This window comes from Vibrio celticus (assembly GCF_024347335.1).
Lineage (GTDB): Bacteria > Pseudomonadota > Gammaproteobacteria > Enterobacterales > Vibrionaceae > Vibrio > Vibrio celticus.
This window is the reverse complement of sequence record NZ_AP025463.1, coordinates 1954134-1969569: the sequence shown is the minus strand read 5'-3', so window position 1 is coordinate 1969569 and position 15436 is coordinate 1954134. Positions and strand designations below refer to the sequence as shown.

General features: G+C 43.6%; 11 protein-coding genes and 1 pseudogene. 9 read left to right on the top strand and 3 right to left on the bottom strand.

Translation table 11 applies throughout. The annotated features are described in order from the left end of the window. Positions 1-78: 78 nt before the first annotated feature. The 3 genes from OCV19_RS09140 to tnaA all read left to right on the top strand — a co-directional run bounded on the left by OCV19_RS09140 (position 79) and on the right by tnaA (position 5156). Entirely contained in the window at positions 79-1191 is a 1113-nt protein-coding gene (locus OCV19_RS09140) for a YcjF family protein (protein WP_065677528.1), read from the top strand. After that, a complete protein-coding gene (locus tag OCV19_RS09135; RefSeq protein WP_065677529.1) occupies positions 1178-2866 on the top strand; it encodes a GTPase family protein in 1689 nt (562 codons plus the stop codon). Before OCV19_RS09140 ends, OCV19_RS09135 begins: the two co-directional genes overlap by 14 nt. 817 nt (positions 2867-3683) lie before the next feature. Next, a complete protein-coding gene (gene tnaA, locus OCV19_RS09130) occupies positions 3684-5156 on the top strand; it encodes a tryptophanase (RefSeq protein ID WP_065677530.1) in 1473 nt (490 codons plus the stop codon). A 158-nt stretch (positions 5157-5314) separates the two neighbouring features. On the opposite strand, the gene OCV19_RS09125 is transcribed toward tnaA, so the two are convergent. Then, positions 5315-6199, bottom strand: a complete 885-nt coding sequence (locus OCV19_RS09125; protein ID WP_017090766.1) for a LysR family transcriptional regulator — start codon at positions 6197-6199, stop codon at positions 5315-5317. 254 nt (positions 6200-6453) lie between these two features. Between OCV19_RS09125 and OCV19_RS09120 the strand changes: the two genes are divergently transcribed. Next, positions 6454-6693 carry a hypothetical protein gene (locus OCV19_RS09120; protein WP_065677531.1) on the top strand — a complete coding sequence of 80 codons (240 nt, stop codon included), beginning with the start codon at positions 6454-6456 and terminating at the stop codon, positions 6691-6693. Between the two features lie 214 nt (positions 6694-6907). Continuing rightward, on the top strand, positions 6908-7225 hold the full coding sequence (locus OCV19_RS09115; protein WP_009846539.1) for a Dabb family protein: 318 nt from the start codon (positions 6908-6910) through the stop codon (positions 7223-7225). Between the two features lie 149 nt (positions 7226-7374). On the opposite strand, the pseudogene OCV19_RS09110 reads toward OCV19_RS09115, so the two are convergent. Together OCV19_RS09110 and OCV19_RS09105 are read right to left on the bottom strand one after the other, a co-directional pair. After that, positions 7375-7563, bottom strand: a pseudogene (locus tag OCV19_RS09110) (DUF3103 family protein); the annotation flags it as partial. A 29-nt stretch (positions 7564-7592) separates the two neighbouring features. After that, positions 7593-10610 carry an EAL domain-containing protein gene (locus OCV19_RS09105; RefSeq protein ID WP_083994397.1) on the bottom strand — a complete coding sequence of 1006 codons (3018 nt, stop codon included), beginning with the start codon at positions 10608-10610 and terminating at the stop codon, positions 7593-7595. Positions 10611-11094: 484 nt separating this feature from the next. Between OCV19_RS09105 and OCV19_RS09100 the strand changes: the two genes are divergently transcribed. The 4 genes from OCV19_RS09100 to OCV19_RS09085 all read left to right on the top strand — a co-directional run bounded on the left by OCV19_RS09100 (position 11095) and on the right by OCV19_RS09085 (position 15267). Beyond that, on the top strand, positions 11095-12513 hold the full coding sequence (locus OCV19_RS09100; RefSeq protein WP_065677533.1) for an SLC13 family permease: 1419 nt from the start codon (positions 11095-11097) through the stop codon (positions 12511-12513). Positions 12514-12519: 6 nt separating this feature from the next. Further along, a complete protein-coding gene (locus OCV19_RS09095) occupies positions 12520-13875 on the top strand; it encodes an ATP-binding protein (protein ID WP_065677534.1) in 1356 nt (451 codons plus the stop codon). Then, on the top strand, positions 13862-14335 hold the full coding sequence (locus OCV19_RS09090; RefSeq protein WP_017070648.1) for a response regulator: 474 nt from the start codon (positions 13862-13864) through the stop codon (positions 14333-14335). The genes OCV19_RS09095 and OCV19_RS09090 overlap by 14 nt, the downstream gene beginning before the upstream one ends. Positions 14336-14766: 431 nt before the next feature. After that, the gene (locus OCV19_RS09085) at positions 14767-15267 is read left to right on the top strand and encodes an opioid growth factor receptor-related protein (protein WP_065677535.1); all 501 of its coding nucleotides are present in this window, start codon (positions 14767-14769) and stop codon (positions 15265-15267) included. The last annotated feature ends 169 nt before the right edge of the window (positions 15268-15436 follow it).

The window sequence follows — 15436 nt, the reverse complement described above, 5'->3', positions numbered from 1 at the left end:
TATGATTTGTGATTATATAAGTCAGTATTGCTTTGTCATCAACTCGAATCTCAACATCAAGTGAGCGTTACTCTGAACATGTTTGATCAAATAAAAGACTTCATTAATCCGAGCAAGAACCCAGATCTTACTCAGGCCCATGAATACCAGCGTCAGCATCTGCCGACATTGTGGCTCTTGGGAAAAACGGGGGCGGGCAAGTCATCGTTTATTCAGGCGGTGACTGGTGACTCGTCTGTAGAAGTGGGTAATGGTTTTGCGCCTTGTACCATGACGGCGATGTCTTATGAATTCCCACAAGACAAACCCGTGATGCGCTTTCTCGATACCAGAGGACTAAGCGAAGCGAATTACGATGCGAAAGAGGATCTGGAAGAGATTGGTCAGGCAGGTAATGCGTTAGTCGTTGTAATGAAAGCCGACGAACCTGAACAATCCTCAGTGCTTGCGGCTCTAAAGCAGATTAAGAAACAGAAGAAAATTAAACACTTGCTGCTTGTTCATACTGCAGTGTTGTCTTCCAGTGAAATAGATCGAGCAAGGCAGGTTCAGTTCAACACCAACCAAGTAGAGAAGGCTTGGGGTAAAGAGTTTGAATCCGTCGCGGTGGATTTCGAAACGGATGACTCGAGCAATAACAGTGGTTCAATTTACAACTATAACATCTTGTTAGAAAAGCTGACCAGTATTCTTCCGGTGATCGGAATGATGGTGCAAGACAAAGAGCACTCCACACAGGAAGAAGCCAACTTTGATCAAGTAGAAAACGAAGTGCTTTGGTATGCGGGAAGTGCGGCAGCGAGCGACCTGATTCCGGGTGTTGGTTTGGTGTCGGTACCTGCGATTCAAGCGAAAATGCTACATAGTTTAGCGAATCAATATGGGGTCGAGTGGAACAAGAGAGTCTTCAGTGAGCTGATAGGCACTCTGGGAAGCAGCTTTGCTTTGCAATACGGAATGAAACTGGGCACTCGACAGTTGATAAAGCTGATTCCAGTTTATGGTCAAACGGTAGGGGCGATGGCTGCAGCGGCAATGAGTTTCGGCACCTCTTATGGTTTAGGTCGCGCGGCTTGTTTTTACTTCTATCATAAGAACAAAGGCGAAGAAGTGTCTGAACAAGAGATGCAGAAGATCTACAAAGAATCCCTGAAAAAAGGAAAGGCGGCGTCGGGCTATGAAGAAAATTAGAAACCTATTTCGATTACTGGCGGTGCTATCGAGCGGCCGTTGGGGCATTGCCCTGATTTCGGCCATCTTCCCAAGCATTATCATGATGGGTTTTGGTGTCTTCTTGGCGATCAAATACGGTTACCTACTCGAAATGTCGATTGCCATTGCCGTGAGTACCTTGGTATTCACCATTCCTTTGTTTATTTCTAGCCGTTCTTCTCGCGATTCTTCAAGCCGCTCTTCAAGTACGGAGCCCTTCTCAAATAAAGAGAGCGACGGCCTTAGCGAAGATGCTTCTGAATCTGAATCACAACATAACAAAGCTGACATCAACGATGCATTGGTTAAGGCTTCGGCTGATTGGTCTCAAAAAGAACTGTCGATCTGGAATGATTCAAAACATCATGTACGCCAACAATTAATGGTCGACATAGAGTGGGGTAACCTAGACCAAACCGGTTTAGAGGTACTTGAATTCGTTGCGAAAAAGTTTGATAAAAAATCGCTCGATTTCTCGATTCCTGAAGGACTAAAGCTGTTCGAAGAGGTCAGCCGACGCTACAAAGTGGTAGTGCGAGAGCATATACCCGGCATTGAGTATCTCAAGGTTTCTTACATCAAAGCGGGCTACGAAGCCTATGATAAATATGGCGAGCTAGGGCAGAAGATCGTTAAGGCCGCTATTTGGGGGAATCACCTTAAAAACCTCTATTTGAACCCGCTAAAAGTGATTTCTGATTTAGGTCGAGAACAAGCGACGGCATCGATGACAAGAGGGGTGGTTGATGACATGCAATACGCCGCTAAACAAGCCTTGTTAGATGAAGTCGCTGCGGTGGCGATTGACCTCTATAGCGGACGTTTCAGCATTGAAGATGAAGCACTGAAAGCGTCCGATGTTTCTGAACTCGATGAACAACGCTTTGCTCCAGAGTTAGAGCCCGTGCGAATCGTGCTGGTGGGGCAAACCAGTTCTGGTAAATCTTCACTTATTAATGCACTCAAACAAGAGTTGGTTGCAGAAGTGGATGTGCTGCCATCAACGGACACTTCAACGGTTTACAACGCGTTTGTCGACGATAATGATGTTCGCGTTGTTGATCTCCAAGGGCTTGATGGCAATCCTAAAACCGAAGCCTTAATGCTGAAAGAGATGACCCAAGCCGACGTAGTGTTATGGGTGCTTAAAGCCAATCAATCTGCACGTGATTTGGATAAGCAGTTGAAAGATAGATTTGATGCTTTCTATGACGATCCTAAGAACATCTCACGTAAGAAACCGATTGTGGTGTCGGTTGTTAATCAGGTAGACCGATTAAAGCCTGTAGACGACTGGCAACCACCGTATGACTTAGAGAACCCAACATCGGCCAAAGCGAAGATCATTGCTCAAGCGCTCGAATACAATCATATATTGCTGCAAACCGATATCGCGTTACCGCTGGCGATTGCGCCAGAAAAGGTACAGTTTGGTTTAGATACTTTAAGGCAGACGTTGATCGAGCGTATCGCTGACGCAAATAACGTTCAGAGAAATCGCCAACGTTTAGAAGCCATGAAAAGAGGCACGTCGGTTAAAGGCCAACTGAATAAAGCGGTCAAGGCGGGTAAGAAGGTTGCCCCCAGTGCATTGAAAGCAGCGACGCCAAAACTGGCTGAAATGGCCATCAAGCAAGCTGTTAAGAAGAAGTAAGTCATTCACTGCAAAACGGTTCTGGTGAGGCTTGAGACTCATCAGAACTGAGTTTTTTGGAGCGTGAGAGCTTATCTTTATTTAGTTAAGGCTGAGAGCTTTAGTGCTTAGCTTTTCTAGATCGGCGAGTTTTAGAGCTTGGCTTTATTAGATGATGGATTTTTTAGAAAACAGCCATCTTCGTTCCTTATTAAGAGGTATTGAGTTTAAAAGAGATTCGACATTATTAAGTAACTCTCTGAACTAGTTTAATAGTATATAAACGGCTGTGATTCACAGTTTATATAACACGCTATCGTATTTAATTACCATTCTAAATATTGATCACATTTATACTTTTCTAAGCTTTATTTATAAAACAATTGCACTATATTTAAATTTCGGATCATCTTGATTTCAACGTAGGGATATATTGTGAACATGTATCTGAAATGGCAATCAACAACTTGGCTAACCTTGTTAGCTTGGTATACCTTAGATCACCAGCTCTCGTTCCACCTTTCTTCAGAGTAGTACCCTCTAGGCGTCACGCGCCAGCAAAGCAGCGAGCTTTGTTTACCTATCAGCAGCTTTGATAACCTTTGAACGCATGAATGTCGCACTTATTATTCCGTGTAGGATGTTCGTTTTTTGTCGTTCTCGCTAATTATCTTAGCCTCTGTTTAGGTTTGATTAATAAGTCATTATTTAATTTGTTTATTTTCACTATTAATTTTCTGTGTGTCTTTATACGGAACTGTTAATTTAATGGTGAGGATTCGTGACATCTAAAGAAAATACATTTCGACCTGATCGGAATGTATTGAAAGGTATTATTATGGAAAACTTCAAACATCTACCAGAACCGTTTCGTATTCGCGTTGTCGAGCCAGTAAAGAGAACAACTCGCGTCTATCGTGAACAAGCCATTGTCGAAGCGGGCATGAACCCATTTTTGCTCGACAGTGATGATGTGTTTATCGACTTACTGACAGACAGCGGAACAGGATCTATCACTCAGCGTATGCAAGCTGCGATGTTAATGGGTGATGAAGCTTACAGCGGTAGCCGCAGTTACTACGCATTGTCGAATGCGGTGAAAGATATCTTTGGTTACGAGTTGACGATTCCAACCCACCAAGGACGCGGTGCAGAGCAGATCTACATTCCGGTTCTTATCAAGAAACGTGAAATAGAGAAAGGGCTCGACCGAAGCAAAATGGTCGCGTTGTCGAACTACTTCTTCGATACAACACAAGGTCACACCCAAGTGAATTGCTGCGTGGCGAAGAACGTTTATACCAAAGAAGCGTTTGATACCTCAGTGAACGCGGATTTCAAAGGCAATTTCGATGTGGTGAAGCTGGAAGAAGCGATCTTAGAAGCGGGCGCGGCCAATGTTCCTTACATTGTGAGTACCATTACTTGTAACTCTGCTGGTGGACAGCCAGTGTCTATCGCCAATCTAAAAGCCGTGTATGAAATAGCACAGAAATACGATATTCCAGTGATCATGGACTCTGCACGCTACGCTGAAAATGCTTACTTCATTCAGCAGCGTGAAGCCGGTTATCAAGATTGGACTATCGAACAAATCACTCGTGAGTCCTACAAATACGCGGATGGTTTGGCCATGTCGGCCAAGAAAGATGCGATGGTACAAATGGGTGGTTTGTTGTGCTTTAAAGACGACTCTTTCATGGATGTGTACACAGAGTGTCGAACTCTGTGTGTCGTTCAAGAGGGCTTCCCAACCTATGGTGGCTTAGAGGGCGGTGCAATGGAACGCCTTGCGGTTGGCCTTTATGACGGTATGCGTCAAGACTGGTTGGAATATCGTATTGGTCAGGTTCAGTACTTAGTCGATGGCTTAGAAGCGATAGGTATCGTGTGCCAACAAGCGGGTGGTCATGCTGCGTTTGTTGACGCGGGTAAACTGCTTCCTCATATTCCAGCGGGTCAGTTCCCAGCACATGCTTTGGCGTGCGAGCTGTACAAAGTGGCAGGTATCAGAGCTGTTGAAATTGGTTCCTTGCTGCAAGGACGCGACCCTGCCACGGGCGAGCAACATCCATGCCCTGCAGAGTTACTGCGCCTTACTATTCCACGCGCGACGTACACACAAACACACATGGACTTCATCATCGAAGCGTTCGAAAAAGTGAAAGAGAACGCAAGCAAAGTGAAAGGGCTCGATTTTACTTACGAACCGCCAGTGTTAAGACATTTCACTGCGCGCTTGAAAGAGGTTGAAACCGTTGAAAAACAGACAGAAAAAAAGGATGAACAAACGCTCGAAGAAGCATTTTAAAATAAAAACATAAGCGAATAGTCACTAGAAACATAATCAAAGGCTCCCACAGGAGCCTTTTCTTTTTTGGATGATAGGGGAGTTATGTCGTTAAGCAGCTAAGCCTTTAAGCTTTTAAGTACTTAACCCGTTAATCATTTTGGCCTTTAGATGTTGAACTATGCTTGCTTGTTTTTCAGCGTAGACTTTAGCATTTGGAATAGCCACTGATTCAAAGGCGCATCTTTCTGTGAACGACGGCAGCTCATCACATAACCCACATCGATCGTCAGTTTTTCGGGTAAATCAATACTACGACAGCCTTCTGGTACGCTGCCATTGAGGGTGATACCAAAATAGTCGGATTTGAACACAACATCGTGAATCATCGCAGGGTGATCGACTTCCACTCTTGGGTTTACGTGAAATCCGATATTTCTAAGGCGATCAAGGATCGGGTATTTATTGTCATTCCATCCCGGGGTTTTAAATAGAATGATTGGGTAGTTGGCGAGTGACTCAAAGTCTTTCGCTGGATGATCCTCTCTCACGAAGAACACCACTTTTCCTTTGCCGAATTCCATTTGAGAAATTGACTGCGGCAAGGTTTCATCAAAGTAATGAACTGCAATGGATTCTTCGCCGTCGATGAGCCTGTTCCTCACATTGCTTCCCCACCGAACGAATGAGTAGTGAGCATGCGGAGCTTCTTTACTCAGAGCAAAGTAGAGCTTCGAGCCAAAGCGCTCCCAGAACAGTGTATTCGCGTAGATTTTGATATCACCTTGGTAAGTTTCTGGCGAAAATACTTGGTGTTTAATGGCTTCAACGCTGCTCAAGATCTGCTCAAAATTTTCGATGTTGGTTTCAACAAAAGTCGTGGGTTCAAACCCGTGTTTGGTTTGAATGAACAGTGGATCGTCGAGCTGCAATTTTAACTTCGAGAGGTTCTTGCTGATCGCCCCTGATGTTTTTCCTAGCGACTCAGCAACCAGTCCAACATTGCGAAGTTCATACATACGCTTGATGACGAGGATATTTTGTATGTCTAGATTGATGTCCACAGGCTCTCCAAATGATTCCTTTTATAGGCAGTAATCTCGGCGCGGCAGGCGTACTGAAATTATGTGACTCTAATATCATAGTGGTAGTACAAAACGGATAAGACAGCACAGCGTCAAAACTTCGCTAATCCCTTGATTTTCCATTTGGTAAATCTTGCTTTTCCTCGAATGGTTCATGTTCGATTGTTAGAGTTACCCCAACAAAAACACAGATATCAAACGAACAAAGAATTAGAAATACAACGAGGTGATGTATGAACAAGTTAATCGCACTTGGATTGATGGCTTTATCTATGAACACGGCTTTCGCGGCTGACGGTACTTATGCGAGTACTCTCGATATGACGAGAAGCGAAGGTAATCAAGTAAAGGCTGAGCGTGTTGAATCTGAGCCAGTACTTGAAGGAAGAAATGAAGCGTCTAACGGCGGAATCCAATTCCAAAAGAACGTAGATCAAGACCAAACGATCCAGCTTACAGGTCGTCGTGATTAACGTTAAAGATGTGCTTACCATTGTCATGAGAAATGCTGCGCCCTCGGGTGCAGCATTTTTCGTTATTGGGTTGTGGAGTATTTTATAAACTCTAGCGATCTAGCCTTGGCATGTTGTGTAACGTGTGGCATTTTGTTGTTCTTTAATTTAGATCGCTATTGGGTGTTGGTTAAGCATTACAAACCAGTAAGCGAACGACTCGAAAGGACAAGGAATGACTCAAAAAGAAACGGGAATGATTCGTCATATTCTACTGATTAAGTTTAAAGAAAACGCTGAGGCTTCAGAGGTTCAAAAACTAAAGATGCTGTTTGAAGCGATGCCAAACAAGGTTGAAGGGGTCACTTCAGTAGAATGGGGATTAAATGACAGCCCTGAAAACAAGAATCAAGGTTATACCCACTCGGTGTTAATGACGTTCGCCGATGAAGAAGGCCGCCAGAATTACCTTCCGCACCCTGAGCATGATGCGCTGAAAGATGTGTTTCGTCCGCTTTTAGAAGACATCATTGTGTTTGATTACTCCCTGTAATTAGGTTCTGAGTAGGTCTCTTGTGTTTTACTTAGCTTCGATAATGAAGAGTTAGGGCCTAGCGATTAAGCCCTAGCTCAATAAGAAACGACTTACTCTGTTGGCGAAATCGTGACTGGTGCAAACGATGCGACAGCATTTCCGCCTTCGCCCCAGCGGTAGCGAGGCCAGAAGATAACTGTCTGATTGGGGTAGTACGTCTGTTTGTCGTAGTCCAGATAAGGCATCTCAACGAGGTCTATCTGTGGTTCTAAACATCTACTGTTTACGCTCATTTTTATTCCGTTAACCTGCCAATAGGCAGTAAAGTTAACGCAAAGCGTGAATAAGAATGGCATTACTTTTCAATAATGCCGTTGTGCCACGGTTAAGCTCTAGTCAATTTGATAGCCACTTCTGATTCCAGTTCACTTAATGGTCGAGGTTTACTGAAGTAATAACCTTGCAGCAGATCTATCCCCAGTCCGTTTAGGCGTTGGTTATGATCAGCAGTTTCCACCCCTTCAGCTACAACACGATAGCCCAAGCTTTTACCCATCATGATCATAGTGTTGACGAAGTCTAAGTTGGTCTGCCCTTGAGTTATGTCAGAGATAAATGAACGGTCGATCTTTACTTCACTTAGTGGAAGTTGCTTTAGTAGAGATAGAGAAGAGAATCCCGTTCCAAAATCGTCAAGAGAGATAGAAATGCCTACATCGTGTAGTTCTTTAAGTGAGTTTATGCATAACTCGTAATCGACAATTGCTGCTGATTCGGTTATCTCAATACAGAATAACGTCAAAGGAAGCTGGTATTGGCGAATAGTTCGAATGATTTCTTGAGCGAAGTGAGGCTGTATCAGCTGTTTTGCACTGATATTAATGGAAATATGGCTCATGGTTTGTAGCCATTCAGATCCTTCAACATCCTTACAAACTCGATGAATGATACATTCACCAAGCTTGCTGATTAGGCCAGCTGATTCAGCAACCTCGATAAACTGGTCAGGAGGGACATCCCCCAATGTTGGAGATTCCCATCTTGCTAGTGCTTCAACAGCAGTAATCTTTTCATCTTGCCCACAATATTGAGGTTGGTAGTGCACCTTTATTTCTTGTTGAGCGATGGCACGACTGAGTTGGTGCTCTATTTCGATTATGTTTTCCGTCTCTTTTGCCATTGACCTTTGAAAGTTGAGATAGCTTTGTCCTCCCAGCTTTTTAGCTTGATACATGGCAATGTCGGCCTGCTTAATTAATTCTTCGGCACTTACGCCATCATAAGGATACATAGCGATGCCTAGGCTTCCTTGGCTGATAATCTCAATATCATCAACGATCAATGGGTTTTGAACGGCATTTAAAATCTGCGTGGCGAGTGCGTTGATGTCTGCTTCGGAACTGACATCACACAAAAACAAGAATTCGTCACCTCCCAAACGTGCGACAAGGTGTTCACTTGATAGCACGTTCTGAATATGTTTGGTCACGTGGCAAAGAAGTGCATCACCGACGTGATGACCAAAAGAGTCGTTGATAATCTTAAAACGGTTAAGATCCATCAACATGACCGCGCGTTTTTGGTTAGGTCGTTTCACAATGTGTTGCGCGATGCTTTCCATTATTTTCCGGCGATTAGCGATGCCAGTAAGCGCATCATAATACGCCATGTGTTGAATCTTTTCCGCATCTTCTCGCTCTTGAGTTACATCCGTCATTGAGCCAATGAAGCGCACAGCCTGCCCTTCTGCATTATGAACCGCTGAGCCATTGGCATGAACCCAGATATATCCGCGATGTTGCGTCTTCATCCTGAATTCACATTTGAACGGTACTTCTTCGTTTAAGTGGTTATGAATGGCGGACTCGAGAAGTTCTAAGTCTTCTGAGTGTATATATTGGAACAGATGGTCACATCCTAACTTACGATCAGAAAAGGTATCTTGACAGCCAATCATTTTGGTTAACCGACTGTTCCAGACAAGAGTATTGGTTAGTAAGTCCCAATCCCAGATACCATCGTTTGAGCTGTTAGATACTACTTTGAGCTGTTGCAACAACTGTTGGGAGTTCTTCTGACGATTGTTACTTGTATTGATAAGCTCGTCGCGCTCGATGAACAGTGCGAGCATATCTAAATAATTGTTGAATACCGATTGTGTACCGATATCTTGGTGATCTTGCAATGAATCAACAACAGCGACGAGCTTCCAGTGATCTTCTTGCCCTGAGTTGATAGGAAGAATGGAAGCAACGAAATGATCATAGCGTTCGAAAAATGGGAAATTGCGAATATCGTCTTGAATATCTGTTTGTTGCGGTAGGGTAGTTGGCTGAGTCATGCCTTTTTCTACCCATTTCCTAATAGTGTATTGCTCCGAATTACACTCAGCGAGACAGGCCCAGTCAAGATTGTTTCCGTAAAGGCTTTGAGCATCTCTAATTGAGTCAAAACCTCCTTGTGCTTGTGAATAGAAATTTTCGAATATCTCAGCGGGAGAACGCCCTTGCACATTTAAGAGGATTTGGCGAGTCGAGTTGATATCTTCTTTATGTTCGAGATCTGGGTTTGTGTTACCGCAAGACTGATGAACGATGAGCTTTTGCGGGACACTATTATTGGCATTATTAAAAGGCTTCCCAGAAATACGTTCCAACACGCGGTGAAATACTTGCGTCGCTAGAAGCTCAAGCTGTTGGTCTACTGTTGTTAACTTGGGATTGAATTGTTGACCGACGAAAATATTATCAATGCCTACGATGGCGACATCGTCAGGTACCGAGATATTGCTGTGAGACAGTTGCTCCATCATACCTACAGCATTGTGGTCAGTTGCGCAGATAACCGCAGTGCATTTGGATTTACGCTGTATAAATTCTATTGCGGCTTCTCGTCCCCCAGATAGAGAACAATTCGACACGCGGAAGAAATGGCGTTGGTTGAATGAGCCTTTATGATCAATCACCGTGCGTTGATATGCTTTGAAGCGAGACCTGATATCATTAACAGTGAGATCGCCACAAAAGCCGATTTCTTCGTGTCCTTGACTTTGTAACCATTCATAGAGCTTAGTGACACCATCGCTTTGCACACTATAATACTGCTCAACGGGCAGCGGCGCATAGCTTGCTCCAATAGAAATGACTGGAATGTTTGCGTTTATAGCTTCTTCGATCAACTTTACTGTCGCTGCATGGAGAACGACCACAAGGGCATCGAGATGATTAAAATATATAGGAAGTTTAAAATCTCTTCGCTCACCCGAGCGGATGAAGATCAGATTGACTTTATGGTTTTTCGCAAGCCTTCTAAGGGTTGCATTTAGCTCGCCCATGTAGAAGCCACTGAGCATAGGCAGCACAATGCCAACGGTAGGACGTTTTTTAGATGTAACAATAGTCATGTTATTAGCCGGTCGAAAGTTGTGTTGTGTAGAACTGTTTTCGGGGGAGAATAGGTATCTTTTTATTATTTCTTCCATGCTCTACTAAGCGAGCTTGAAAATAAACTTACGGCAAAAGGAAATGCAAAACCACGCACAATCCGAGTAAGTCTAACTCATATATTTGAGAGGTTACTCAGAAGCGGTCCTCAATTTATGGACATGACTTAAGTGACAGACCTGTTCTGACAATACCTAGAATAACTGGAACGGAGTATGACTAGAAACGTAGAAACCACTCTCCTGAATTTAATTACAACAATAAATGACATACAAACATTGAGGTAGCGCACAGAAACGAAACTGGGGGTATCGCGATCACGTAATCATTGATCTAGCCGATAGTGAGATAGTGATAAGAGCTCGATAATTCGTTGTCGGATCTAAATTAGAGCTGTAAATCTAATTTCTAAGTAGTTGTTATCTCAGGAAGAGTTTTTGTGCTATGCGCCCCTATATTAAATACATTATCCCAATTTTAATTCCTTTCATTATCCTCGTAATGCCGCTATCAGCGTTTCCATTTGAAGGCCTTACGATTATTCAACAACGCGTTATTGCGATCTTTTTATTAGCGGCATTGTGCTGGGTGTTCGAGCCTATCCCGATTTACGCGACGTCTGTTGTTATTATCGTTCTGCAATTATTGATGTTGTCGGATAAAGGGCTGATCTTTTTAAGGTTTGAGCATGGGGAGGAACATTTTGGTGAGTTGTTAAAATACAGCGACATCATGGCGACATTCGCCAGCCCAATCATCATGCTGTTTTTGGGTGGTTTCTTCTTAGCGATGGCCGCCACTAAGTATCGATTAGACGTAAACTTAGCTCGCGTGTTGTTGAAGCCATTTGGACAAGATCCAAAGTTTGTGATGCTCGGCTTAATGTTGATCACTGGTATCTTTTCGATGTTTATGTCTAACACGGCAACAACGGCAATGATGCTCTCTATTTTAACGCCGGTATTGGCTGTGTTTGGTCCGAAAGACCCCGGTCGTGTAGCGTTTGCGCTTTGTATCCCTGTTGCAGCTAACATCGGTGGCATTGGTACCCCGATCGGCACCCCCCCGAACGCTATCGCACTTAAATATTTAGTTGGCGATAACCTCATCACGTTTGGCGAATGGATGGCATTTGGTGTGCCGTTTGTCGTTATTATGATGGCGTTAGCGTGGTTTTTAATCGGCTTTATGTACAAAGCTGACCAAAAGAAAATCGAGCTAAGTATTAAAGGTAAATTCCTTAAAACGCCTAAAGCCATTGCGGTGTACGTCACTTTTGCGCTGACTATCATTCTTTGGTTAATGGGCTCAAGCCATGGCATGAACTCTTATACCGTCGCTCTGATTCCTGTCGCTGTGTTCTCACTCACAGGGATCATCAATAAAGAAGACCTGAAAAAGATTTCTTGGGACGTACTGTGGCTTGTATCAGGTGGTATTGCGCTTGGTTTAGCTCTCGATAAAACTGGCTTAGCAAGGCTCGTGGTACACAGCATTCCGTTTGATGCTTACTCACCATATGTGGTGTTGTTCGGAGCGGCGTTCTTGTGTTTGCTAATGGCAAACTTTATGTCTCATACCGCAACGGCCAACTTGTTAATGCCAATTATGGCTGCATTAGGTTCGTCTATGGTTTCACTCACGCCACTAGGCGGTGAGATAACGTTAATTCTGGTTGTGACCTTTGCCGCTTCATTAGGTATGTCGCTGCCAATCAGTACACCACCGAATGCGTTGGCTCATGCCACGGGTCATGTGCAAAGTAATCAAATGGCCAGAATCGGTATTATTTTGGGTGTGGTTGGTGTGCTACTGAGTTTTGTTATGGTGTGGCTGCTACATTCAATTGGTCACATAGGATAACGATACGTGTATCAACATAAGTTAGAAGCACTTATCGAGCGCTATTTTAACCAAACAGAACGCCGGGTGACGTGCCGTGCCGGTAACACCATTATTGAACAATCAGCGTTAAACACACGTTTATATTATGTGTTTAGTGGAGAACTGGAAGGGTTTTATACCGATGCGAATACACCGCAAGTGCGAGTATTTAGCGCGGGTAGTGGGGCTTTTATAGGCGTTCATAGCTTCTTTTCAGGTAATTGGACTGCATCTTCAACGGTTGTTGCTAAAACCGATGTTGAGTTAGCGTGGATCGATAAAGACACGCCAGCAGAAGATGAACGTAAGTTTGGTCCTCTTACCGCACAGTTCACACCTGTGATTGTCAATGAGTTGTCGCGTCGTCAACGCCGAGCAACACAGGAAGCGATCGCGAAACAAAAAGCGCTAGAGAAGTTACATACTGCTGAGCAAATGACGACCTTGGGTCAATTAGCTGCAGGGATTGCTCATGAACTTAACAACGCTATTGGTGTGGTAAATAGTAAATCTGGTCGACTTGAAACGGTCATCATGGATCTGCTTGAAGAAGTGCATCCAGAAGCCAGTCAATTTTTCGATTTTGGGTTAATACATGGTCAGAAAACGTCGTCGTTAGAAGCACGAACACGTGGGCGACAATTTGAAAGAAAATATGGTTTAGACAAAAACATTGCTCGCTCTCTTGCAAAGGCGATTCCAATTGACGCTTTATCTGCAACAGACGTTATTTCAAAGCACTGGCTGAAAAACCCAGAAGAAGCGATTCGTTTTTGGCAGATGGGCTGTGATTTACATGATTTACGTTTGGCATCTAGACACACTGTCGGCATCGTAAAATCGGTTAAGCAACTTGGCAGAACGGATATCGACACCGAAGAAGCGGTTGATATTAACGACTCCATTAACCATGCCTTATCGTTGTTACAAAGTGAGTTACGTCGAATGTCTGTGCGATTGAGCCCTGCGGATTTACCGTCTTTTAAAGGCTCGAAAACAGAGCTCGTTCAGATTTGGGTCAACATTGTAAAGAATGCTTGTGATGCAATGTCGAATTCAGACGATGCCACAATAGAAATTCAAACCAGATTAAGTAAGAAAAGAATATTAGTTACGATCACGAATAACGGCCCTGAGATAGACGAGGGGACTCGTAGAAAGATATTTCAGCCCAACTTCACCACTAAAAAAGGTGGTTTATCGTTTGGATTGGGCTTGGGTTTATCAGTAGTTAAGCGGATTGTGGCGGGTTATGGCGGAAGTATCATTGTGAAAAGTGATGCTTCTAAAACTGTATTTAGAATCAAGTTACCAATAGAGGGTGAACATGGAGAAGCTTAATTTAATCTGTGTCGATGACCAGAGAGAAGTACTGAGCGCAGTGATACAAGATTTAGAGCCGCTGGCGAGTTGGCTGAATATTGAAGATTGTGAATCAGCGCAAGAAGTGCTTGATCTCATTGATGAACTTGACGCAGAAGGTGAACACATTACCGTCATCGTGTCTGATCATGTGATGCCAGGGAAAACGGGTGTGGAGTTACTCACTGAAGTGTTTCATGACAGCCGCTTTCCGAATACAAAGAAAATTCTTCTTACGGGGCAGGCCACTCATACTGATACCATCAATGCGATTAATGCAGCAGGCATCGACCGTTACTTTGAAAAGCCTTGGCAAGCAAGCACATTGGTTGAGTGCATTCGTACCCTTGTCACTGAGTACATATTTGATCAAGGGCTTGATTACACAGATTATCAGAATGAGCTCGATCAGCAGGTTGTGTTGAGACGCTTACGCTAGTCTCTTGCGTTAGTCGCTTGAATCTATATGCACCGGAGGACGCTTTCTGAAGGGTTTTTCCTTTGAAAGATGTAATCTTTCGGTGCCTATATTACCTATCTCTTTTAGTCGTTCAGGTTTTAGTACTCAGTTATTAACACACTGGTTGCTGGCTTAAGTCTAAAACTCATACGCTACGCCAACGAATGCATTGTGTTTTCTTCACGAACGATTCCCTAAACATGCAGCAGAGCTAAAATGTGTCGCAGAGTATCAGTGTCGATTGTTGGAAAAATAAGTCGAAATTATTCAAAAGTGATTCCTAACGCGTGGGGTGTGGAGTTCTAAGTCAGATCGGTACTTACAACGTAAAGGACTAGGCTTTTCAAGGCTTACTGGGTAATAATGCATTCGCCCACAAGTGAGGGGGGTATAGTCAGTAGGATTTTAAAATGAGTGAGATTGCTCGCTTTATATCTGGTGAAGCGCCAGATAAATTTGGTCGAAATATAGAACAGTTATTGGCTTACAATCATTTTTGGTTGGAGCATGACCATAAGTACATTCAAGTATTTTTCCCAACAGATGAGGGGACTAAGTTTAATCAACATGCCCCGTTGGTTACTCAAGAAGATAAGGTGCTTTTTGCTGACTCAGAAGCGCTTCGCACAGCTCATCTACAAGTGCTTGACCTGATGCTTGAGTTTTGGGGCATGCAGCGCAACGGGAATGAAATATCTTCGTCGTTACCACTTAGCCCGGCGAATCACGTATGGCTAAAGAATCATGACCATAACCAGTTAAGGCTAACGCGAGCCATTCGCAGTTTATACTTGTTAGGTAATGAAGAGGTCGCAACTCGGTTATGTGACTTCTTAGTATCAGCGACGACCGAGACAGGCTCGGTGTCGGAGAAAACCGTTCAGTATTGGCGCAATGCCCTAGAAGGTTAGGTTTTTCTGTGCAGATCTTTCGGCACTGCCCATAATTGATTCTCAATGCGCGGCATTTTCTTACGATGCCGCTTTCTCTATATTCAACATTTGAATGCAATTTGTGGAATATATCAAAATTAATTAAATTGATAGTAAGTTATTACTTTTCATTATGTTAGGGTTCTTT

Coding starts and splice junctions, on each gene's coding strand:
- tnaA (WP_065677530.1), top strand. CDS start 3,684: ATGGAAAACTTCAAACATCTACCAGAACCGTTTCGTATTCGCGTTGTC.
- OCV19_RS09105 (WP_083994397.1), bottom strand. CDS start 10,610: ATGACTATTGTTACATCTAAAAAACGTCCTACCGTTGGCATTGTGCTG.
- OCV19_RS09115 (WP_009846539.1), top strand. CDS start 6,908: ATGACTCAAAAAGAAACGGGAATGATTCGTCATATTCTACTGATTAAG.
- OCV19_RS09120 (WP_065677531.1), top strand. CDS start 6,454: ATGAACAAGTTAATCGCACTTGGATTGATGGCTTTATCTATGAACACG.
- OCV19_RS09090 (WP_017070648.1), top strand. CDS start 13,862: ATGGAGAAGCTTAATTTAATCTGTGTCGATGACCAGAGAGAAGTACTG.
- OCV19_RS09135 (WP_065677529.1), top strand. CDS start 1,178: ATGAAGAAAATTAGAAACCTATTTCGATTACTGGCGGTGCTATCGAGC.
- OCV19_RS09085 (WP_065677535.1), top strand. CDS start 14,767: ATGAGTGAGATTGCTCGCTTTATATCTGGTGAAGCGCCAGATAAATTT.
- OCV19_RS09100 (WP_065677533.1), top strand. CDS start 11,095: ATGCGCCCCTATATTAAATACATTATCCCAATTTTAATTCCTTTCATT.
- OCV19_RS09140 (WP_065677528.1), top strand. CDS start 79: ATGTTTGATCAAATAAAAGACTTCATTAATCCGAGCAAGAACCCAGAT.